The following is a 21,289-nucleotide window of genomic DNA, read 5'->3' on the forward strand; positions in this document are numbered from 1 at the left end:
GACAATCAACCGAGATTTACGGTAGTTGGGGGCTATAAGATGAAACAAACAGGGGATTTGAACCTGGTGAAAAAGATAAATAAATCGATTGTGCTGCATCATATCCGCACGGACTCGCCGATTTCCCGCGCAAGGATCGCGGAGGTGACAGGGCTGACGAAGGCTACGGTGTCGAGCCTGGTCAATGAGCTGATCACAAGCAGCCTTGTCGATGAGATCGGGGTTGGCGAGTCGAGCGGCGGGCGCAAGCCGATGATGCTGATCTTCAACGGCACGGCGGGATACGCCATCGGCGTTGATCTCGGGGTGACCGACATACTGGCTGTGCTGACCGATCTGACAGGCCAGGTTATTGAAGAATACAGAGTGGAGCATGACAATACCTCTCTGGAAGCAACGGTCGCGCTGCTGAAAGCCAGCATCCGCGAATTAATCGGACGCGCGCCGGACAGCGTCTACGGTATTATCGGCATCGGCATCGGGCTGCCGGGCATTTGCGACGAGGACGGCAACCTGCTGTTCGCGCCGAATCTCGGATGGGAGAACGTTCCGCTGCAGCAGCTGGTGGAAGCGGAGTTCGACATCCCGGTCGTGATCGATAACGAGGCGAATGCAGGAGCCGTCGGCGAGAAACAGTTCGGCGCCGGCAAGGACACGGCGAATTTGGTTTACATCAGTATCGGCATCGGCATCGGGGCCGGGATCATCATTAAAGGCGAGCTGTATAGAGGCGCGACCGGCTTCTCCGGCGAGATCGGCCACATCTCGATCCAGCATGACGGTCCCAAATGCCGCTGCGGCAGCTTGGGCTGCTGGGAGCTGTTCGCGTCGGAGCATGCACTGCTCGAGCATGCGCGGCTTGAAAGAGGCGAAGCCGTCGATCTGGAAACGCTGCTGCAGCAGGCGGATGCCGGCGAGCAATCCGTGATCCGGCTTTTTGAACAGTTGGGCTATTATTTGGGTGTCGGCGTCGTCAATATCGTGAACGGCTTCAATCCGGAGTTCATCATTCTTGGCGGCCGCTTAGCCGGTGCGGAGAAGTGGCTTATGCAGCCGCTTCAGTCGCTATTGAAGCAACGCTCGCTGCCGCATCCTCGCAAGCAGCTGAATGTGGAGTTCTCCAAGCTGGGCGACGGATCGACGGTATTGGGTGCCTCCACAATGGCGATTGCCAGATTCTTCGCCTCATCGCAAGTGTCGGTTGAACACAGTGGTTGAATGCAAAGCGGCGGCCTGAGAGGCGAAATTCGAGCTTCAGATCCGTCTAGACTGTCTCAGTAGTTAAAAACCATAGAAATAACAAAGCTTAGCGCCGCATTCTGCATGGAATTGGCGTTGACCCTTGAGGTCCCCCTTTGTAAAATGGATATTGCTGAGTTTTTTACGGCAATGGATATGCAAAAAGGAGGAGAACGAACCTTGTTTCTGCGTTCGTTAATTTTTTGTGCGTACTTGATGCTGGCCTACTGGGTTTCTTGCCATTATCCGTCAATGAAAATGATTTTTTATCCGACATTGGGCGCATTCAGTTTCTTATTTATGCATCGCGTGGAGCAAATCAAAGATATCGGTCGCATTATGCTGGGAGCGTTCGTTGGCGTTGTCGTCGGCTGCCTTGGATATTTGATCAGTACAGGGGCGTTCTCGTTTTTCGTGACCGCACTTCTGATGATTTTGCTTATCAAATATTTTAAATGGAATGCTGCTCCAATCTTATCGGTATCATTCATCCCATTCTTTGCGCATCCGGCGCACCTCTGGCTGCTGCCAGTGACAGTTCTGACCTCTCTGCTTGGCTTATTCGTTCCTATCTGGCTCATCAGCAGGTTGGAGAAGCTTGTGCTGCCAGTGCCGCAGAAATGGGTACTGTTTGTACAGCGGTTTACGTCCAAGGTGTCTGCATCCGTGAAAAGAGAGCTATAAAAGGAAGGAAAAGCGGCAAGCATACCATGTGCTTACGCTTTTTTCATTAGCCCTGACTTTGGTATACTAAAGAGAAACGGTACCAAAATTCCTATGGACAGGGGAGCGGCTGCCTATGCCGGATTGGTCGTATCATTCGCTATTTCGCCCGCTGTTATTCCGCTTGCCGGCCCGAACGGCGCGTAATTGGACATTGCAGGCGATCGGGGGGCTCAGCCGTGTTCCCGGCGGAACCTTCGTCATTAAGACCATGGGGCACATCGAGCTGCCGGAGCCTTTATCAACAGAGCTTGCGGGACTAACGGTGCCTTGCCCTGTCGGGCTGGGCGGCGGCTTGGACCCGCATGGCATAGCCCAGAAGGCGCTGGCGCAGTTCGGCTTCGGCTTCATCGAGATCGGGCCTGTCACCGTGCAGCCCGTCCATGAAACTGCCGCAGCGATCGGCCGCTACGGGGAGCAGGAAGCCATCGCATACCCCGATGGCTATGCGAACGACGGCCTCGATGCGTTGGCGAGGCGCCTGGGTAAAGGTACTGGGCGTCGCCTGCCGCACTTCATACGGCTGCGGCCGATGCCCGGGAGCACGCCGCGCGAGGCGCTGTCGCAGCAGCAGGAGCTGCTGGCGCGACTGGCGCCGTACGCGGCCGGCTTCTACATCGATGGCCTCGACGAAGGCTGGTCATTGGCGGATGCAGCCGCGTACCTGGCGGAGGTACGCGGCATGGCTTTGGCAGCGGCTGCAGGGAAGCCGCTGCTGCTCTATTTGCCGCTGCATCTCCCTCAGGAGATGGTGCGGCAGCTTGCGGAGGCCGTCCCGCTGCGCAGCTGGGACGGCGTCGTTGTCGGCGACGCGATGTGCGAGGCTGGACAGCCCAGCATCCGCGTCGGCGGGGCGGGCTCGCTCGAGGCAGCGCTGAGCCAGGTGAGGCTGCTCCGCGAGGTGCTAGGTGCGCGGAGCACGATCGTGGCGGCCGGCGGTGTGCATGCGCCGCAGGATGCGCTGGCGCTGCTGGCTGCCGGAGCCAGCGCTGTGCAGCTGCACAGCGGCTTGGTATTTGCCGGCCCCGGGCTGCCGAAGCGCGTGAACGAAGCGGTTCTCTATGAGCGTCTGCGGGAGACACAGGCGCCGGAACCGCCTTCGTTCTGGGCCAGCTGGGGCTGGATGGCGCTGCTGGGCATCGGCATGCTGATCGGTGGCGTGCTGGCCTGGCTGATTGCGGCGACGACCGTGCTCCTGCCCTACGATGAAGAGTTCCTTGGCGTGAGCCGCAGCGTCATCCGGGGATTCAGCCCGCATCTTCTGCATTTCATGACCCACGATCGGATTACGCTGGCGGGCACGATGCTGTCGATCGGCATTTTTTACTATCAATTGGCGCATCACGGCCTGCAATATGGACTGCATTGGGCACGTACGGCGGTATATACCTCTTGTGCAGTCGGCTTCAGCAGTTTTTTTCTATATCTCGGTTACGGATATTTCGATCCTTTGCACGCGGCGGTTGCCGTGATGCTGCTGCCGATGCTGCTGCTGTCGCTGCGCGGCTGGAAGGATCGTCCTTCACGCAAGCCCCCAAGCCTAACAAATGACCGGATTTGGCGCAGGGCCCAATGGGGGCAGTGCTGCTGGGTTGTGCTCGGATTCGCGTTGGCGATAGGAGGTTTAGTCATCTCGGGGATCGGCATCACTTCCGTATTCGTACCAACCGACCTGGATTATATCGGTTTGTCTGCCGAGCAGATTGGCGCCTGGAATGACCGGCTGATTCCCTTGATCGCCCATGACCGTGCGGGCTTCGGCGGAGCGCTGCTCTCCCTCGCGGTAGCCATCACCGGCTCGGCGCTATGGGGAGTCAATCAGGGAGAGAAGTGGCTGTGGTGGACGTTCTTGCTCGGTGGGCTGCCTGGCTTTGCTGCGGGTCTGCTCGTTCACATTCATATTGGCTACACCGACTTTTGGCATTTGCTTCCATTATATATCGCGGTTCTATTATACGCCGGTGGACTCTATGGAACGTATCCGTATCTGGTTGGCCGTGCGGGACATCTGTTGCATGAAGTACATAAAGGGCAGGATTCCCAACTTGCGGTGAAGAAATTTTAGCTAGAATTGAAAGGTGGCAGATGATATGGATAAAATCGCCGTTATTTCCGATATACATGGCAACATGCCTGCATTGGAGTCCGTCTTAGCCGATATTCAGCAGCGCGGCATTTCCCGGATCATCTGCCTCGGCGATTTGGTCGGCAAAGGCCCTCACCCCGATCAGGTGGTCGATTGTATCCGGGAAGTATGCGACTTGGTCATTCAAGGAAATTGGGATGATTTCATCGGCAATCCGACTACTGATCCTGTCCTAAGCTGGCACCAGCAGCGTTTGGGCGGGGGGCGCATGGCGTATCTGAAGGAGCTGCCGTTTAGCTGCGAGTTTTGGATGAGCGGCAAGTTTGTCCGCTTGTTTCACGCATCGCCGCGAAGCGTCTACGAACGGATTCAGCCTTGGGACCCGATGGAAAGCCGCTTGTCGATGTTTGAGCCCTCAGTCCGCAGCGCGGAACCGCGCAAGGCGGATGTAGCGGGGTATGGCGATGTACATAATGCTTATTTGCAAAACCTGGAAGGCCGCACACTCTTTAATGCCGGGAGCGTTGGCAATCCGCTGGATATGGCACAAGCCTCGTATGCAATTCTTGAAGGCGAATACCAGGGCAAAAAATCCGCGGCGCTGAACATTCAGCTCATCCGGGTGCCTTACGATATTGAGCTTGCCGTTCAGCAGGCGATTGATGAAGAGATGCCGGCTTTGGATCCTTATGTGATCGAATTGCGAACAGGGCGATATCGCGGGCTTCAAAATGAACAAGCATAAAAGGAGAGACACCGCATGAGTCACAGGGAGTTGAATGAGCTGAGAGCTCAAGTCGATGAAATTAATGTTAAATTGCTGGAGTTATTAAATGAACGCGCGCGAATTGTGGAGAAAATCGGTGAGTACAAGCGCAGCGCAGGCATGCTGGATGTCTATGATCCTAAGCGTGAACGCGAAAGTTTCGAGTATCTGACGCGCCGAAATCAAGGGCCTTTTGACGATGAGATGATTAAAAATATTTTCAAACAAATCTTTGATGAATCCTCCGAACTGCAAAAGCGGCAGCGGATTTAATAACGAATGGCCATTCACCTATTTCGCATAGGTGTTTTTTTGTGTGAAAATTCGAACTCAGCCTCGGCACCCAGTGCTCGACAGGCGTTAAACGTCAACCGGCATTGAGCCTGAACGGCATTTAGTATATGATGATAGTCGGTACTTGCGTTTTTGGAAATCACCTTAAAATTAAGATAAAGCGAGATGGATGAGATGAACCCTAGAGATTTACACTATACAATGCCAGCAGAATGGACGAACCATGAGCGTACGTTCATTTCTTGGCCGGTACAAGCTTCCATGGTTTATCCTGAAGATTATGCGGTTGTGACAAAAGGCTACGCGGATTTGGTGAAAGCGATCGCCGAGTTTGAACCGGTGACCGTGATTGTGAATCCCTCGGATGCAGAGCAGGTGAAAGCTCTTTTCGATGAAACGAACGTGGAGTTTTTGACGATCCCGCATAATGATGCGTGGTTCCGCGACAACGGCCCAACCTTCGTGCTGAACGAGCAGCAAGAGATTGCTGGCGTGAACTGGAAGTTCAATGCATGGGGCGGCAAATACGCACCTTGGAATTTGGACGACGAAGTCGCTCCGCAAATTATGGAGACCTACGGCGTGAAGCGCTTTGATGCTCCGATCGTCATGGAAGGCGGATCTATTCATACGGACGGAGAGGGCACGCTGCTGACAACAGAAGAATGTCTGTTGAATACGAACCGCAACCCGGAGTTGAGCTGTGAAGAGATTGAAGCCCATGTGAAAAACTTCGTGAACGTGGACAAAATTATTTGGCTGAATAAAGGCTTGGATGGCGATGAAACAGACGGTCACGTTGATAATATTGCTTGTTTTGCAGCACCTGGCAAAGTGATCCTGCAAATGTGCTACGATCCAGCCGATGAGAACTACGCTATTACGCAAGAGAACTTGCAAATTTTGCGCAATGCGACGGATGCGAAAGGGCGTAAACTGGAGATCATTGAGATTGAACAGCCGCCGAAAACGTTTTTTGGCGATCAGCGCCTGACGCTGAGCTACCTGAACTTCTACTTCGTAAACGGCGGTATTATTTTGCCGGTGTTCGGGGGTACTGCGGAAGAAACGGATCGCAGAGCAGAAGAAGTGCTGAGCCAGGTGTTCCCTGATCGCAGAATTCGCAAAATTAACGGAATGTCCATTATTAAAGAGGGTGGCAACGTCCACTGTACGACGCAGCAAATGCCGGCCAGCGGCAGAGGCTAAGCGATAGACTTTTTATGACATAAGTATTTAATGAGGTGAATGAAATGAGAATGGTGAAAGTTGCGGCAACCCAAATGAGCTGCACCAGCAATATTGAAGAAAACATCCGTAAAGCCGAGGCTTTGGTTCGCAAAGCGGCAGCCGAAGGGGCACAAATTATTTTGATTCAGGAGCTCTTCGAGACTCCGTATTTCTGCCAAAAAGAGAAGTCCGATTATTACCATTACGCTACGGAGCTTGAAAATAATAAGGCGGTTAACCATTTCCGCCAAATTGCCAAAGAGCTGCAAGTCGTGCTGCCGATCAGCTTCTACGAGAAAAAGAACTATGCTCGTTACAACTCGCTCGCTATGATCGATGCTGACGGGGAAGTGCTGGGCCTTTACCGCAAAAGCCATATCCCTGACGGTCCTGGGTATGAGGAGAAGTTTTATTTCAACCCTGGCGATACGGGCTTCAAAGTATGGAAAACCCGCTACGCCAAAATCGGCGTAGGCGTCTGCTGGGATCAGTGGTACCCTGAAGCAGCGAGATGTATGGCACTCATGGGCGCAGAGCTGCTTTTCTACCCGACAGCGATCGGTTCCGAGCCGCAAGACAGCGGGATCGACTCCAAGGATCACTGGCAAATGTGCATGCTGGGCCATGCCGCGGCGAACCTTATCCCTGTCATCGCGTCGAACCGCGTAGGCAAGGAGACCGATGATGAGTCCAGCATTGATTTTTACGGTTCTTCGTTCATCGCCGGCCCGCAAGGCAATAAAATTGTGGAAGCCGGACGTATCGAAGAGACAACGCTGGTTGCTGAATTCGATCTGGATCAGCTGGAAGTTCAGCGCATCGAGTGGGGCATTTTCCGCGATCGCCGTCCGGATTTGTACAAGGCCATCGCTACGTACGACGGGAATCAGGTACTATAAGATCATAAGTAAAATGAGGCAGGCTACCCATCATTAGGGGGACCTGCCCTTTTTGCAAACTTCGAAAAAGGAAGATCAGCCTATGCTTTATCCACTGCTGAAAGGTATTATACTAGGTTTGTCCATTGCGGCTCCCGTAGGACCGATCGGAATACTCTGTATACGTCGAACACTAACGCTTGGTCGGCTGCACGGGTTTCTGTCGGGATTGGGCGCAGCCACGGCGGATGCGTGCTATGGCTTCATGGCCGGCTTCGGACTGACGCTGGTCACGAGTTTTTTGCTGGATCAGCGCATGCTGCTGCAGGGCGCAGGTGGCTTGTTTCTGCTGTATCTTGGTGTTCAAACCTATCGCGCTAACCCCGCACGTGATCCGGCTAAAGCCAGCAGTAAGACTCTTTTCAAGTCGTATGCCTCGACTTTGATGCTAACGATTACCAACCCGATGACGATTCTGTCGTTTGTCGGCGTCTTTGCCGGGTTGGGCATCGGCCATGAGCAGGGGAATTGGTTGTCGGCAACCTCATTGGTTGCGGGCGTTTTCATCGGCTCAGCGCTGTGGTGGCTGATGCTGTGCCTTGCCGTCGGTTTGCTGCGAGAGCGGCTGCATACAGAGGCTTTTCGATGGATTAACCGCATTTCGGGTTCCATCGTCATTATATTTGGTATTCTAGCATTGCTGGGAATTATGAAGGGGGATTAAGAGCAAGAATATGATATCTGCAATTATTCATGCTTTTTTACTTGCAATTGGATTGATTATGCCTTTAGGTGTGCAAAACTTTTTTGTGTTTTCACAAGGGGCTGTCAGGGAAAGATGGATTTATGTGCTACCAATCGTGCTGACCGCTTCGTTATGCGATACGGTGCTCATTCTGGTGGCCGTGCTTGGACTTTCGGTCGTCGTGCTCAGCTTCGTGTGGATGAAAACGCTGCTTGTCATCGGCGGTACGATATTCCTGCTCTACATGGGCTTTTTATCGTGGAGGACGAAGCCGGAGGCCAAAAAGCAGGTGCAGGAGCATACAAGGCTAGGCAAAATGATTACATTCACGATGATGATCTCCATCCTGAATCCGCATGCGATTCTGGATACGGTAGGCGTGATCGGCACCAGCTCGCTAAGCTATACAGGGGCGGAAAAAGTAGCTTTCACCCTGACATGCATTGTGGTCTCATGGTTGTGGTTTTTTATGCTTGCTTTGACGGGGCGCCTCGTAGGGCTAAAGGATAAATCGGGCAAGCTAATCGCATACTTGAATAAAATCTCGGCGCTCGTCATGTGGGCAGCGGCTGTGTACTTAGTGACAACCCTATAGACGATGATAGCTTTGGCTGTAAGCTGAAGGCGCGCGAGAAAAATAGGATCTGGAATGGGGTGGTGCTGCATGGATAATTCCAAGTATGAAAAGTATTTCTCCAATGACGGCTTTTGGGCGAAGCTGAAAAAAGGCGCAAAAGACGCGGGTATCAAAGTCATCTATACCGGCTTGCTGCTGTTTTACGCACTCGAAAGCAAGAAGACGCCGCTGAAAGCCAAAGTGCAGATTTACGGCGCGCTGGGGTATTTGATTTTGCCGCTGGATCTTGTCCCCGATGTGCTGCCGGTCGTAGGCTATGTGGACGATCTTGGTGCTTTGGCGCTTGCGCTCGGCGCTGTGGCGAAGAGCATCGACGATGACGTGAAGCGGAAGGCGAAAGACAAGCTACACGAGTTTTTTGGCGAGGAAGCAGTGAAAAGCCAGGATGTCATTGACATTGAGGCGCAGCTGGTCGACAGCGAGGGAGAGGCTGGGCGTCGCGATACATAAGTGAGTTGAAGGGGAACTGCCTGTAGAGGGCAGTTTTTCTTTTGGGATTATTTTACAGACGAGAATAGAGTTTCGTGGTATGATTTTTTTATGTTTAAAAAGTGAGGTGCTCTAATGGGGAAAAAGATTGTCCGTGCACTTGTAGTTGTATTTGCTTTGGCTGTCGCTTTCTATGCCATCGTTCAATACGGCCTCTTTCGTGCTGATCAGGCAGGGCTTGTTGCTTTCAAGCTGCAGAAGCCTGACTTTCATCTGGCGCCTTGGGTGTATGTCCTCTATGCGCATATCGTGACTGCGGTGCTAGCGCTGGTGATTGGACCGATTCAGCTGTTCCGCAAACCGACCGGCACCAGAGTGAAGCGGCATCGCTTGCTCGGCTATTTGTATGTCGCTGCAATTACGGTAAGCGGCTTGGTCAGCGTGTACCTGGCCTTGTATGCAACAGGCGGTTGGCTGGCCAGTTTGGGCTTTTTGGGCCTCGATGCCTGCTGGCTCGCGTCAACATGGGTGGCCCTGCGCAAAATCATGCTCAAAGATGTGGCGGCGCATAAAGCGTGGATGCTGCGCAGCTACGCGCTAACCTTTGCAGCCGTAACTTTGCGCGTATGGCTGGCGCCGCTGGTAATGGCCTTCGGCGACTTCGAGACGGGCTACCGGCTTGTGGCTTGGCTGTGCTGGATCCCGAACCTGCTGGTCATCGAGGCCGTGATCCGATCGCGAAAGGCAAATCAGCGTCCGCCGGCAGCGTCCGCTTAAAGGCGCCTCGAAAGAACTGTGGCGCGGGGGAGGCGGGCTCAGCAGTGCAGGGCAGAGAAGGGAAGAGCAAGGAAGGGCAAGGCAAGGCAAGGTGCCCGGGTCGCCTGGAGGTGGTGCTAGGAGACGCCCAAAGCAGTGTATGCAAAGCGGGCGAACTGCTTTAAAGGCCGCGCGTGAGCGGCTGCGAGTGAGAGTAAAGCGAGAAATCCGCTTTAGAGGCTGAGCGCGGGTGGCTGAGAGTGAGTTTTTACATTTGCAGCGGCGCGACTTGGTTCTCTTGGAGGAAATTAGAGTGGTCATAACTGGGGAGTAACTCCACCGCTTACCAATACCAGTAGAACTAAAATCTCGAAGCATTTGACAGACCGTCGGTCGGTATGTAATATAGAGCTATCGACACACCAGTGGTCGGTTGGATGTTGGGTGCACCAATATACGTCTTAGAGGGCTTGCTCTGGTGAGAGAGTCTGGTTTTACATGCGAGTAGCAGGGCTTCAGCGCAAATTAGGCCAGGAGTTTAAGGCAATCCGCAATTACTTAGCAGACAGGGGTAGCGGTGACAACAGTGGCAGCAGTAAAAACAATGACATGCAGTGACAACAATGTCATCAGGGTCGCACAATGCGTACTCAAACCATAATGACTGGTTTGTGGCAAGGCCAAGCACAATAACATGCACGAAGCCGGCCACGAACTAAGGCCTTACACAGAGATCACAAATGGTACTAGGATAGACTTGTACATACCGACCGACGGTCCCACGATGAGCTGTGTACGGTATTTTCAGAAAAGGAGATGTTAGAAGTTGACTCAACAGCAAGGGAATTTAAAAGGCTATAACGTAGTGGCGCAAATGGTTTGTGCGACTTTGAAGGGCAGCTGTCCAGGCTCTTATGCAGTTTTTTTGACAAGGGAGGCACTCCGAAATGTCTAATATATTCCTATGTCTCATCATTTTGCTGCTCATCGTTAGAAGCCAGCTGAGAGTGAAGCCTTTGAGAAGAAGCTTGTTCACTTTGCCGTTATTGCTATTGTTCTATGCCATCTATTTGGCCGCTCAAGCCCATGTGCAGCCCGGTGAGGGAATATCTCTGGCCTTGAGCGCGCTGCTTGGCAGCGGTGTAGGTCTCTTTCAAGGACGTCTGACAAGAGTATATGTGGATAACTCGGTTTGGATGATGGCAGGCTCATGGGCTGGATTGGCTGTATGGCTGCTCTCTATTCCTTTGCGTTTCATCGTTCGCTACGGGTTTGTGGAGCTGTCCGGAATAGACGTGGTCTTGACGGGGGCCCAAGCATATGTGCCATTCCTGTTCTCGATTGCCGGAATCTTGCTTGGTAAAGTGTTGATGCTCTCGCTTCTATACCCCGAGCAGATGAGAGCCGCAGCAGTCGGAACTTTTAAGCATCATCGTGCCCGGTAGGCTCAAAATGATAATGGTCTCCTAGGCACTTGACCATACCGACGGTTGGTATACAATAAAGAGATTAAAAAGATAACATAACGGAGGCGCTCCTATGACATCAGATACCACACAACGCAGCGCAAGCTTTCAACTCATCCTGGATACGACCGAACAACTGGTCAAAGAGAAAGGGTGCCGTCAGACGACACTGCAGGATATTATCGACCGTACAGGGCTATCCAAAGGGGCGATCTATCATTATGTATCCGGTAAAGATGAGTTGTTCGGACTCATTCTGAAATCCAAAGCCGAGCAAATGAACGAGCGGTTCCAAGCGGCTGTAGCCGGGACGGTTGGTCCGGATGCCGTTCCGCCGATTCAAACGATTACGCAAGGTATGATTGCAAATACGGATAAGAACGATGTCGGCAGCAAGATTTTTATTTATTTGCTCAGCCAAAATGAAAATCCCAAAATCGCGGAAATGCTGACGGATCTATATAACTTCTCTTTACGCATGGCCACGAGCTGGCTGGAGGTCGGCCAGAAGGCGGGTGCGATTCCGCCGGATATCGATGCGAATAGAGCTGCAGCGATTTTCATGACGTTTACTTACGGCATTAGGGTTCAAAATGTCATTGCCGGAGATATGCATCAAGCACTGCAGGCTGATGAGGTGTTCAGGGTTATTTTTCGCTCTCTTCTGTAAGTGAGGATTGGAAGGGATAGGTAGCCTCCAGCACCTCCTCGATGTCGTACATGCGCAGCCAAAGATAATCGATTGAAGTAAAATCAGCAATCAGATGGGCATGCCGCTGTTTTAGGGCAGTGAGGTGGATGCCTACGCTATGGGAATGCTTGTCGCTGACAACAAGGTCTTCCAGCAGCACTGAAAGTCCGGCGGCATCTTCCGGAATCTCCTCTAGGTGTAATTCCTGGAAAGGTGCCGTCAGCCTCACATATAACATGGTGCGACTCCAATCCAGCGCTCCATCTGCAATTCGGATCGACATGAGAACGGGGTGCTTCCTCTCTTCATGGAAGTCGTAAAAGACCGTGATCTTTCCCATTGTTCAAAGGCTCCTTTGCTTCTGCAAATAATCGAGCTTGTCCATAATCGCGCGGGTTGCAGCGGACCATGGCGCTGGCGCGGATCTGGGAAACGGGCTCTGCAAGTGCAGATGATATTTCTGATCAAGCATGCCTTGAAGAACACGGCGCTGGATCTGCTCGAGCCGTACTTTAGCAAGCTTGTAGGTCACTTGGAATTCCTCGGACAGCACCTCGATCATTTCAGAAGTGCGCTCGGGCAATGAAAGATGACGAATCATGGAAAAGGGTAGCGCTGCATAGAGTTGAAAAGCTGCCGCATCCTGCTCCTGCCAATCGGTGTAAGGTTCCGGCATGATCATCTGATTGCCCGAATGGCGCAGCACGTGGCAGACCTCATGCAGGAAATCTTCCCATTGCTCCCTCGCCGATAAGCGGCGATCCACATTAATGCTAACCTTGCCTTCATGCTCAACCGCCATGCTGTTCATATCCATATAATAAGTCCAGATGCCAAGCTTGGCAGACAAATGGCTAATCGTTAAATGCTCAGGGGCGGTAATTCCGTGTTGGGTATATAAACGTTCAATCCAGGCTTCCAGCGGAGTCAGTTGGTATGCAGAAAACATGCGGCACCTTCTTCATGTGGGAATGTATGTTCGCAAAAAAGGGATAAAGAAAAGCCCAGTCGGGCTGAAAAGCTGAGCAACAAAGTCACTGTTCACTGCCGGGCTTGCGGGCTTGTTCGTTCTCTTTAATAAACTGCCAGAAACGAAGCATCTCGTCACGACGCTCTTTCGGGGCGCTTTTGAAATCTTTAAAAAACAGGCTGATCTCCGGATCGTCTACTTCATTGCCCTCAAGTCTGCCCTGCGATTCAGCAGGTACCGAAGACGAAACGGCTTCAGCGGAATCGACTCCTTCAGTGGGAGCGAATCCGGCAAGCAATAGAAGCTCGTCCTTATCAGGGGCGCTCAAGGCATCCGCTAGAGCGATGACCGTTTCTCTGGAAGGATGGAAGCGATTGTTTTCTATGGAATTAATGAATGAATAACTAACGCCAGACAAAGCACCCAGTTCACGCAGTGAGTAATTACGCAGCTGCCGCAGCTGTCGGATGCGATTGCCGAATTGAATCATGTCTTTCATCGCTTCATCACCTGCTTCTATTGTAATTGCTTAGAAGAGTGGATGACAAGAGGGGGACGAAAAAAAAGTTTTGTTAATCTAAACAAAATGTGTTGAAATTCAAAACGGATTTCGGTAATATTTGGTCTAGAGGTTCAAAACTTTTCCAGCTGGAGAAACGTGCTCGTATTTCATGAGGGGGTGAGCCTTTAGAACAACATGTTTAGAAAAGCTGCTGGAAAGGAGTGAGGATGCTGATTCAAGAAAGTGTTTTGAAATTCAAAACAAGATGAATGAAGCTGAGTTAAGCCTCGAACCGAGGAGAGGAGTGCTTTTATGATCTCACAATGGTTAGAAGGACTGGCTGCATCAATGGTTTATCTAGGGCGCCTTACACATATAGAGGCAGGCAGCTGGGAAGGACCGCTCAGGCTTCTTGTTTACCTGATGATAGCTGATTATGTCATGGGGGTTCTGGCGGCTTTGAAGGCCAAGCAACTAAGCGGCCATGCAATGCTCTGGGAGGCCATTCGGAAGGGAGGTGTGCTGAGTGTGGTTTGTATAGCCGCGCAGCTCGACCAGCTTCTCGGCGGCGGGCAAGCTCCCGTGTTCCGCAACTTGGCGATTTATTTTTATGCCGGGCGTGAGGGTTTGGCATTAATTGAACATTTCGGTGCAATCGGCGTGCCGTGGCCGCCGGCTATACGTAACGCTCTACGGCAGCTGCAGAAAGGCAAAGATAAGAAATGATTGCTGCGACCAGGAAAATGACTGTTTAGGGAATGCGGATGCCCCATCTAACTCAAGGAGGACAAGAACATGCAGATGAATATACAAAAAGAACTGAAGGACATGCACTCCCTCTATCAAGCGCTAATGGGGAAGGTCGAAGCCCACGAGGATCGCATCCAGGCCTTGGAGCTTAGAGAGAGACTGCCGGTGCCGATGTGGGCGAACAAAGCGGTGGAAGCCGCCGTAGAGGCTGGTCTGATCGATAAGCCCGAGGGTGCGAGTTATGATTTTTACAGGCTGCTCGTTGTACTTCAAAGACGCGGCATGATCTGAGCAGCCTGACTTGACCCGTTCGGCCATTCGGATACAATGGAGATTATTCCTTAAAGTTAGAGGGTCGTGTGATGACATATATTTATACTTACGCTTGCCATGAGGACGAGCAAGCGCTATGCGAGCTGGAGCTGCGCACACTGCTCGACAAGGCTCCCCTTGTGCGCTACGTGGAGAGCGCGCGCTGCATTCCGCCGAGCCGCAGCCCGTTCCTGAAGTTGCGGCTCGACGTGCAGTTCACGGCCGACAGCTTGCAGGAGCTGGCCGGGTACGTGCAGACGCTGACCCTGCCGGCGGGGTCAACGTTCAAGGTCGCGTTCGTGGAGACCGAGGCTGAGGTCAGCTATGACCGCCAGCGCGAGATCGAACGCGAAATCGGCCGCCACCTGCGCGGCAAAGCCGAGATGCGGCGGCCAGAGCAGTGGTTCGCCGTCACGCAGCTCGGGGGCCGATGGCTGTTCGGCCCCTGCAGCTACGGCGAAGCCGTCTGGCTTCAGCACCAGCAGAAGCCGCAGAACTACTCCACCGCCCTCAGTACGCGCTTAGCGCGGGCGGTGGTGAACATCGCCGTGCCCGAGACGGCGGGCACGCGGGTCATTGACCCGTGCTGCGGCATCGGCACGGTGCTGGTGGAAGCGATGTCGATGGGGATCGACATCGTCGGCTGTGACATCAACCCGCTGGCTGTGCGGGGCGCGCGGGTCAATCTGGACCACTTCGGGATGCCGAATGTGGTGAGCCTTGCTGATATGCGCACCTGGTCAGGGCGCTATGAAGCGCTCATCCTGGACATGCCGTATAACCTTTGCTCGAAGCTGCCGGAGGCCGAACAGCTCGAGATGCTTACCAGCGCCAGACGCCTTGCAGAACGGGCGGTGATCATCACGACTGAACCGATCGAGCCGTTAGTGGCGCAGGCTGGATTCAGCGTCGCTGAGCACTGCATCGTCCGCAAGGGTAAATTCAGCAGACAGGTGCTCGTCTGTAAATAGACTTAACCGAGCATTTTGCCTAGAGGGCCATCTTCGGCGATAATGTCCTGAATATCGTAAACGGAGATCGGGAAATACAGAAAACCGTACACATAAGCCGCCAGCTCATAGAGTTGGAAATAAACGACGAGCGCTTTGTCCGCAATGTAGTAGTCCTGATCGGGACGAATGCTTTTGAAATCGACTAACAAGGGAATGTTTCGCTGTTTGATTTGGGCCGTAATGATCGCCGAGAGCCTGCCGATATAGTCGCTGCCCGGCTTAAACAGATCTTTGAGCGCGTACTGCCTGGCGTTTTGGGTGTCAAAGGTCAACGATTTTTGAACCGTCAATCCGTGAGCACCACCTGAGAACGCGTAGTTGATCAGCGACAGGCTCAAGATGTTTTTCTCATTCGATTTAAGTTCATAAAAAGCGGAGACATCCGTTTGCGGATTCTGCGGGTATCCTTGATCGTGGAGCATTTGATTAACCTCATTAACAATGGCGGTATTGATTTGATACTGGACGGCGTAAGGCATCAACTGTTCCACGGCGGGGTACAACAGGTCGAGCTTATCTCGGTGTACCTGGTATGTTTTTATACTGACGGGCTTATCCAATTTTCATCATCCATCCTTGCATTTTTTACACCCTATTCGGAGGATGGGCGGATGGTTCATAGGCACAGCCTATGAAGGCGGTATTAATTATATATTTTACAAGCGGAGATTCATCCATCATACTAGAGATAAATGGGATTAACTAGGAGGTTCAGTATGGGAAAAGTGTTCGATTTTATGCATCCGGAGCATCTGGCGTTCATTGCCAAGCAGCATATCTTTTTTGTAGGCTCCGCGCCGCTCGATGGGGAAGGGCATGTGAACCTGTCGCCGAAAGGGCATGATGTACTGCGATTGCTTTCCGCGAACGAAGTGGCCTATCTGGACTTGACGGGAAGCGGCAATGAAACGAGTGCGCATCTGGAGGAAAACGGGCGAATTACGCTTATGTTCATGGCGGTTGAAGGTCCGCCGATGATCTTGCGATTGTACGGGAAGGGCCGCGTCGTTCTGCCTGGCACGCCCGAGTGGGAGACGCTTGCCCCACAGTTCACCATGCTGCCGGGAGCACGGCAAATCATTGCAATTCAAGTGGAAGTGGTGAAAACTTCATGCGGCTTTAGCGTGCCTTATTTCAGTTATGAGGGGGAACGGCCGACACTGCAGCAGTGGGCCGTTCAAAAGGGTGAAGAGGGACTTGTAGCTTACCGCCAAGAAAAGAACACCCTCAGCATGGACGGTTTAGTTACGACGATCGGTCAAAAGTTATCCACAAACACTTTGTAGGCTCATACAAAAAATTGTCTGAGCTCTGCAGGCACTTCACGGCTTTTGCGCGTCGCGCTGTCCATCGTTACGCTGGTTACCAGCGCGTCTGCGCGCAGCTCGCCTTGCTCATCGACGATTTCTTGCTTCAGCACATAGCTGGAGCGGCCGATCCTCTCAGGCTGACATGTCACGGTTAGTTTGTCGCCCTGCTTGCATTCTTTTTTATAATTGATGCTGATGTTCACCGTTACCGTTTGGATTCCCATTGCACCAAAAGTTTCGTAGGGCAGCTTGCACAGCTCGTACCATTCCTCACGGCCCCATTCGAGATATTCCAAGTACTTGGCATTGTTGACATGCCCATTCACATCGATTTCAGTGGAACGGACGGTGATGTCCAACTTCGATTTGACTGTCATAGTTCAAAAGCTCCTTCAGACGTACCTGTGATTGAGGCAGGTGTTTTTTTTCATTATAGCGAAGTTCCGAAAGTGAAAGCCAGTTTATGCGGATTTGGCTGATATCATGAGGTTATAGGATAACTTGTTTGCTGGGGACATCCTCTGTAGTAGCGGAATAGGCGGCAGTGATGAGCGATATGATGGGCTGATAGATCTCCACAAGTTGGGAAAGCTATGGCGAGACTGAGATGATAAGAGGTGTAGATGATGGCAGAAGAGCAAGGATATCGGATAGAACGGGATACGATGGGGGAAATAAGAGTACCTGTGGATAAGTTATGGGGCGCTCAAACCCAACGCAGCTATGAGAATTTTAAGATTGGGACCGAGCGGATGCCGCTGAGGCTGATTCAGGCTTTTGCTTTATTGAAAAAGGCGGCTGCGCAGGTGAACCGTGAGCTGGGCGGCTTAACGCCTGAAAAGGCGGATGCCATCGCCAAAGCGGCCGACGAGATTGTCGAAGGCCGCTGGAACGACGAGTTCCCGCTCGTTGTCTGGCAGACGGGCAGCGGAACGCAGTCGAATATGAACGTGAACGAAGTGATCGCTCATCGGGGGACGGAGCTGCTCGACGGTGACGGCGCTGGTGCAGTCCGCATCCATCCCAACGATGATGTCAACCGTTCGCAGAGTTCGAACGATACGTTTCCGACGGCTATGCACGTAGCGGGTGTAATCGCCGTCGAGGAAGAGCTGCTGCCGGCGCTGGCACTGCTGCAGGAGACGCTGCGCAGCAAAATGGAGGCATATGCTGATATCGTCAAGATCGGCCGCACCCACCTGCAGGACGCTACTCCGCTTACGCTGGGGCAGGAAATTAGCGGCTGGTGGGCGATGCTGGAGCAGACTGCACGCATGATCCGCAGCAGTGTGGATGCGATGCGCGAGCTCGCCATCGGTGGGACGGCGGTCGGCACCGGCCTGAACGCGCATCCCGAATTCGGCGCTCGCGTCGCCGAAGCGTTGTCTGGCGAGACAGGCACACGCTTCGTCTCGGCGGCCAACAAGTTTCATGCGCTGACGAGCCATGATCAGATTGTTTTCGCGCATGGCGCGCTCAAGGCGCTCGCGGCGAATTTAATGAAGATCGCCAACGACGTGCGCTGGCTGGCGAGCGGTCCCCGCTGCGGAATCGGAGAGATTACGATTCCTGAGAACGAGCCTGGCAGCTCTATTATGCCGGGTAAGGTCAACCCGACACAGAGCGAGGCGATGACGATGGTCGTGTGTCAGGTAATGGGCAATGATGCGGCGATCGGGTTTGCCGCGAGCCAGGGCAATTTTGAGCTGAACGTGTTCAAGCCGGTCATCATCCATAACTTCCTGCAGTCCGTGCGGCTGCTTGCTGACAGTATGCGCTCGTTCAACGATAACTGCTTAGTCGGCATGGAGCCGAATCGTCCAGTGATCGAGCGGAATTTGGAGCGTTCGCTCATGCTGGTGACGGCGCTCAACCCGTATATCGGGTATGAGAAAGCCGCCAGCATCGCGAAGCAAGCTCACAAAGAGGGCCTGACGCTGAAGGAGTCGGCGATTCGCAGCGGCTATTTAACGGAAGAGCAATTCGACAGCTACGTTCGCCCTGAGGCGATGGTTCATCCGAAAGAATAGGCGGAGCGATTAGCAACTCGGTCGCTTCCTTTGCGGGAGCCGCAGCTTCCGGTTGCGCGCCCAAGCATCAGGGCATCCCTCGCTTGAAGTCGCAGCAGTCCGATCGCGCGCCCAAGCGTGGGCATCCTCCGTTTGAAACGGCAGTAGCCCTATTTTGCCTAATTGCAGCGACATATTTTCCCGCGCGAAGCAGCTATAGTCAGACTTTGCCCGCTTAAATGGGGGTTTCGCTGCAGGCCGGGCACAAAAGTGCGAATTAAGTGGGGGAATTCGGATTACAGCCACGACACGCGCAATCATATGTAATTTAGTTGTGCAAAACCGGACTGCAGCATATTTTGTCGTGTACGGCTGCACACGCCTCCACATGTCTGCGTACGCCGCACTTGCCGCACGCATACACGTACGCTGCACACTGTCGCGCGCGCCGTCGCCCGTCGCCGCCCATCCACAAGCGCCGCAAAACAAAAAACTGCCCCTCTCAACCGAGAAGGGCAGTTTTTTGTTCATCTTCTGCTGCTTGTGTTCGTCAAGGCGGGGAGCATTCTTGTGTCCTTAACCATGGTCGAATTGCAGATGGGGCATACGGGGCTTTCATTGAACGAGAAGTTATCCCTCATCCAGCAAGTGCACTGTTCTGTACTGCAGGACCAGATGCTTGTTTCTTCTTCTTGGACAGGTTCTAATGTTTTCTTTGAAAAATACAAAACGAACGCCTCCTTGTCGAAAGTAGACTTTGGTTCGCAAGCAGCTTGAAGTATATGAGGTGAGGGGGCTACAGCTTGACTACATTTTCAGCTTGTGGCCCTCGGTTGCCTTGAACGATATTGAATTGAACGCGTTGGCCTTCGTCCAGGCTTTTAAAACCATCACCAGTTATGGCGCTGTAATGGACGAATACGTCGTTACCGCCTTCAACTTCGATGAACCCAAAACCTTTTTCTGCATTAAACCATTTTACCGTACCTGTTTCCATGTTTACAAAAACCTCCAACAAATAATTATGCTGCGCCGGCGACTCGTTGGTCGGACAACTTGTTAACGCAGCTTTGATAATATATCCAGTTTCTCGAGCGCTTATTCCACTTTTAACTAAAAGTTCACAATGCCTTAACGTGTCACAAAAAAAACGCGCACTCCGTCTTAGAGGTATCACGGAAACGAGAGGGGTAATGAAGATGGAACAGCGTATTGTTGTTGTCGGCGGAGGCTATGCGGGGCTCAACGCCGTGAACGCCCTGCAAAAGCAGTTTGCCTCAGACCCGCGGATTCAGCTTGTATTAATAGATAAGGAAAGCTTTCACCTGCGGAAAGTGCTGCTATTTCAAAGGGCTGTGCAAGAGACGCCTATTAAAGTGCCTTATTCGGATTATTTTGGCGACACAGTCGAGGTGATTCAAGCGGAGCTTATCGCTGTCGAGCCAGAAGCCAAACAGATCCGAATCTGTCGCCCGGACGGCGCTTATGAAGATCAGCCTTACGATCGGCTCATCCTGTGCCTGGGCAGCAAGGTTGTGTCAGCTTCCCCTGAACAGGGCGGGATCTCGCTAACGGACATGGAGAGCGGCGACCGCATCAGGCGCCAGCTCGAGCAGAACCTTAGCGATGCGCGCCGTGCCGTGCACGAGGCTGAGCGACGGCGGCTCCTGTCGGTCGCCATCGTGGGCGGAGGCATCACCGGCATCGAAACCGCCGGCGAGCTGGCCAGCGGACTGCGCCGCAAGGCGGCAGCCGCAGGACTCGATCCGGCAGAGGTGGCGGTGACGCTGATCAACTCGCAGCAGCGTCTGCTGGAAGCAGCCCCGCCGCATGTGAGCCGGCGGCTGGAGCAGGAGCTCAGCGCGATCGGCGTCCGCGTGAAGCATGGCTCCAGGGCGGAGCAATTCCGCGACGGCGAGCTGGCTTTGCGCGGCGGCGAGCTCGTGCCGGTCGGCGCCTGTGTATGGACGCTCGGGCTCCGTCCGAATCCGCTAGTACAGCGACTCGGACTGCCCATAACGAGCGACGGGAAGCTGCAGGTCGATGCCCAGTACCATGTGCATGGCAGCGACGGTATATATGCGATTGGCGATTGCGCGCATATTATGGATCCGGTCTCCGGCGCCGCGGATGGGATGACCTGTAAGGAAGCTATCCCTCAAGCGGGGCGATTGGCCAAAATTATCAAGGCGGAACTCGCCTCCATGAACGGGCCGCAGCATGCGTCCTATACGAACGTGTTCTGTATCAGTCTAGGACCAGATCGAGGGTTGGTATGGCTTCAGAAATGGGGCATGAATCTCGTATTAACGGGCAAGGTGGGGCTGCACATCCGCAAGTTAACCTGGGACATGGCTAGTCTGCTGAGCGGTAAGCAAGGGAATGTGTCGGAGCTTGTCTACCGTCAAAAAAAGGCTGGGGAGGGAAGAAACGTCCATTGACGTAAGATTGGCGGGGGACTTACAATTAAATTGTGAGCATCC

27 protein-coding genes are annotated in these 21,289 nt (G+C 53.1%); 19 read left to right on the plus strand and 8 right to left on the minus strand.

Annotated features, from left to right (window positions below; genetic code table 11):
• Window positions 1–39: 39 nt before the first annotated feature.
• From O9139_RS07845 to O9139_RS07905, 13 genes are all read left to right on the plus strand, one after another.
• The gene (locus O9139_RS07845) at window positions 40–1,218 is read left to right on the plus strand and encodes an ROK family transcriptional regulator (RefSeq protein WP_270878898.1); all 1,179 of its coding nucleotides are present in this window, start codon (window positions 40–42) and stop codon (window positions 1,216–1,218) included.
• Between the two features lie 201 nt (window positions 1,219–1,419).
• On the plus strand, window positions 1,420–1,923 hold the full coding sequence (locus O9139_RS07850; RefSeq protein WP_270878899.1) for a hypothetical protein: 504 nt from the start codon (window positions 1,420–1,422) through the stop codon (window positions 1,921–1,923).
• 115 nt (window positions 1,924–2,038) lie between these two features.
• The gene (locus tag O9139_RS07855) at window positions 2,039–4,027 is read left to right on the plus strand and encodes a dihydroorotate dehydrogenase (protein WP_270878900.1); all 1,989 of its coding nucleotides are present in this window, start codon (window positions 2,039–2,041) and stop codon (window positions 4,025–4,027) included.
• Between the two features lie 25 nt (window positions 4,028–4,052).
• Window positions 4,053–4,793: a metallophosphoesterase family protein gene (locus O9139_RS07860; protein WP_270878901.1), complete on the plus strand. Its 741-nt coding sequence runs from the start codon at window positions 4,053–4,055 to the stop codon at window positions 4,791–4,793.
• 15 nt (window positions 4,794–4,808) lie between these two features.
• Window positions 4,809–5,087 (plus strand): chorismate mutase, encoded by a 279-nt coding sequence (locus O9139_RS07865; protein ID WP_270878902.1) that lies wholly within the window; start codon window positions 4,809–4,811, stop codon window positions 5,085–5,087.
• Window positions 5,088–5,282: 195 nt separating this feature from the next.
• Window positions 5,283–6,317 (plus strand): agmatine deiminase family protein, encoded by a 1,035-nt coding sequence (locus O9139_RS07870; RefSeq protein ID WP_270878903.1) that lies wholly within the window; start codon window positions 5,283–5,285, stop codon window positions 6,315–6,317.
• Window positions 6,318–6,361: 44 nt separating this feature from the next.
• On the plus strand, window positions 6,362–7,237 hold the full coding sequence (gene aguB, locus O9139_RS07875) for an N-carbamoylputrescine amidase (protein ID WP_270878904.1): 876 nt from the start codon (window positions 6,362–6,364) through the stop codon (window positions 7,235–7,237).
• Between the two features lie 52 nt (window positions 7,238–7,289).
• A complete protein-coding gene (locus O9139_RS07880; RefSeq protein WP_377525844.1) occupies window positions 7,290–7,940 on the plus strand; it encodes a LysE family translocator in 651 nt (216 codons plus the stop codon).
• 10 nt (window positions 7,941–7,950) lie between these two features.
• Window positions 7,951–8,556 (plus strand): LysE/ArgO family amino acid transporter, encoded by a 606-nt coding sequence (locus O9139_RS07885; protein WP_270878905.1) that lies wholly within the window; start codon window positions 7,951–7,953, stop codon window positions 8,554–8,556.
• Window positions 8,557–8,625: 69 nt separating this feature from the next.
• A complete protein-coding gene (locus O9139_RS07890) occupies window positions 8,626–9,048 on the plus strand; it encodes a YkvA family protein (RefSeq protein WP_270878906.1) in 423 nt (140 codons plus the stop codon).
• Between the two features lie 114 nt (window positions 9,049–9,162).
• On the plus strand, window positions 9,163–9,804 hold the full coding sequence (locus tag O9139_RS07895; RefSeq protein ID WP_270878907.1) for a DUF2306 domain-containing protein: 642 nt from the start codon (window positions 9,163–9,165) through the stop codon (window positions 9,802–9,804).
• A gap of 926 nt (window positions 9,805–10,730) precedes the next feature.
• Window positions 10,731–11,228 carry a hypothetical protein gene (locus O9139_RS07900; protein ID WP_270878908.1) on the plus strand — a complete coding sequence of 166 codons (498 nt, stop codon included), beginning with the start codon at window positions 10,731–10,733 and terminating at the stop codon, window positions 11,226–11,228.
• Between the two features lie 94 nt (window positions 11,229–11,322).
• Window positions 11,323–11,919, plus strand: a complete 597-nt coding sequence (locus O9139_RS07905) for a TetR/AcrR family transcriptional regulator (protein ID WP_270878909.1) — start codon at window positions 11,323–11,325, stop codon at window positions 11,917–11,919.
• On the opposite strand, the gene O9139_RS07910 is transcribed toward O9139_RS07905, so the two are convergent.
• The 3 genes from O9139_RS07910 to O9139_RS07920 all read right to left on the minus strand — a co-directional run bounded on the left by O9139_RS07910 (window position 11,897) and on the right by O9139_RS07920 (window position 13,409).
• Window positions 11,897–12,280: a hypothetical protein gene (locus tag O9139_RS07910; protein WP_270878910.1), complete on the minus strand. Its 384-nt coding sequence runs from the start codon at window positions 12,278–12,280 to the stop codon at window positions 11,897–11,899. The genes O9139_RS07905 and O9139_RS07910 overlap by 23 nt on opposite strands.
• A 3-nt stretch (window positions 12,281–12,283) precedes the next feature.
• On the minus strand, window positions 12,284–12,889 hold the full coding sequence (locus O9139_RS07915) for an ImmA/IrrE family metallo-endopeptidase (protein WP_270878911.1): 606 nt from the start codon (window positions 12,887–12,889) through the stop codon (window positions 12,284–12,286).
• An 85-nt stretch (window positions 12,890–12,974) separates the two neighbouring features.
• Window positions 12,975–13,409 carry a helix-turn-helix domain-containing protein gene (locus O9139_RS07920; RefSeq protein ID WP_270878912.1) on the minus strand — a complete coding sequence of 145 codons (435 nt, stop codon included), beginning with the start codon at window positions 13,407–13,409 and terminating at the stop codon, window positions 12,975–12,977.
• A 315-nt stretch (window positions 13,410–13,724) separates the two neighbouring features.
• Here O9139_RS07920 and O9139_RS07925 point away from each other — a divergent pair, with 315 nt between their 5' ends.
• From O9139_RS07925 to O9139_RS07935, 3 genes are all read left to right on the plus strand, one after another.
• Complete coding sequence (locus O9139_RS07925) at window positions 13,725–14,138, plus strand: phage holin family protein (protein WP_270878913.1); 414 nt, start codon at window positions 13,725–13,727, stop codon at window positions 14,136–14,138.
• A 69-nt stretch (window positions 14,139–14,207) separates the two neighbouring features.
• Entirely contained in the window at window positions 14,208–14,453 is a 246-nt protein-coding gene (locus O9139_RS07930) for a hypothetical protein (protein ID WP_270878914.1), read from the plus strand.
• Between the two features lie 71 nt (window positions 14,454–14,524).
• Window positions 14,525–15,445, plus strand: coding sequence for a TRM11 family methyltransferase (locus O9139_RS07935; protein ID WP_270878915.1), 921 nt, complete (start codon window positions 14,525–14,527; stop codon window positions 15,443–15,445).
• A 2-nt stretch (window positions 15,446–15,447) separates the two neighbouring features.
• On the opposite strand, the gene O9139_RS07940 is transcribed toward O9139_RS07935, so the two are convergent.
• Window positions 15,448–16,047, minus strand: coding sequence for a DUF3298 and DUF4163 domain-containing protein (locus O9139_RS07940; protein WP_270878916.1), 600 nt, complete (start codon window positions 16,045–16,047; stop codon window positions 15,448–15,450).
• 156 nt (window positions 16,048–16,203) lie between these two features.
• Here O9139_RS07940 and O9139_RS07945 point away from each other — a divergent pair, with 156 nt between their 5' ends.
• Window positions 16,204–16,773, plus strand: a complete 570-nt coding sequence (locus tag O9139_RS07945; RefSeq protein ID WP_270878917.1) for a pyridoxamine 5'-phosphate oxidase family protein — start codon at window positions 16,204–16,206, stop codon at window positions 16,771–16,773.
• Window positions 16,774–16,775: 2 nt separating this feature from the next.
• Here O9139_RS07945 and O9139_RS07950 read toward each other — a convergent pair whose 3' ends face one another.
• Window positions 16,776–17,174, minus strand: a complete 399-nt coding sequence (locus tag O9139_RS07950) for an acyl-CoA thioesterase (protein WP_270878918.1) — start codon at window positions 17,172–17,174, stop codon at window positions 16,776–16,778.
• Between the two features lie 249 nt (window positions 17,175–17,423).
• On the opposite strand from O9139_RS07950, the gene fumC reads away from it, so the two are divergent.
• Window positions 17,424–18,827: a class II fumarate hydratase gene (gene fumC / locus O9139_RS07955; protein ID WP_270879040.1), complete on the plus strand. Its 1,404-nt coding sequence runs from the start codon at window positions 17,424–17,426 to the stop codon at window positions 18,825–18,827.
• Between the two features lie 9 nt (window positions 18,828–18,836).
• Here the strand turns inward: fumC and O9139_RS07960 are convergent, their stop codons facing one another.
• The 3 genes from O9139_RS07960 to O9139_RS07970 all read right to left on the minus strand — a co-directional run bounded on the left by O9139_RS07960 (window position 18,837) and on the right by O9139_RS07970 (window position 19,803).
• Entirely contained in the window at window positions 18,837–19,337 is a 501-nt protein-coding gene (locus tag O9139_RS07960) for a hypothetical protein (protein ID WP_270878919.1), read from the minus strand.
• Window positions 19,334–19,534, minus strand: coding sequence for a cold-shock protein (locus tag O9139_RS07965; protein ID WP_270878920.1), 201 nt, complete (start codon window positions 19,532–19,534; stop codon window positions 19,334–19,336). Before O9139_RS07965 ends, O9139_RS07960 begins: the two co-directional genes overlap by 4 nt.
• A gap of 68 nt (window positions 19,535–19,602) precedes the next feature.
• Window positions 19,603–19,803, minus strand: a complete 201-nt coding sequence (locus O9139_RS07970; RefSeq protein WP_270878921.1) for a cold-shock protein — start codon at window positions 19,801–19,803, stop codon at window positions 19,603–19,605.
• Window positions 19,804–20,005: 202 nt separating this feature from the next.
• On the opposite strand from O9139_RS07970, the gene O9139_RS07975 reads away from it, so the two are divergent.
• Window positions 20,006–21,247 carry an NAD(P)/FAD-dependent oxidoreductase gene (locus O9139_RS07975; protein WP_270878922.1) on the plus strand — a complete coding sequence of 414 codons (1,242 nt, stop codon included), beginning with the start codon at window positions 20,006–20,008 and terminating at the stop codon, window positions 21,245–21,247.
• Window positions 21,248–21,289: the final 42 nt, after the last annotated feature.

It is taken from the genome of Paenibacillus aestuarii (genome assembly GCF_027789125.1).
Taxonomy (GTDB): Bacteria; Bacillota; Bacilli; order Paenibacillales; family NBRC-103111; genus Paenibacillus_E; species Paenibacillus_E aestuarii.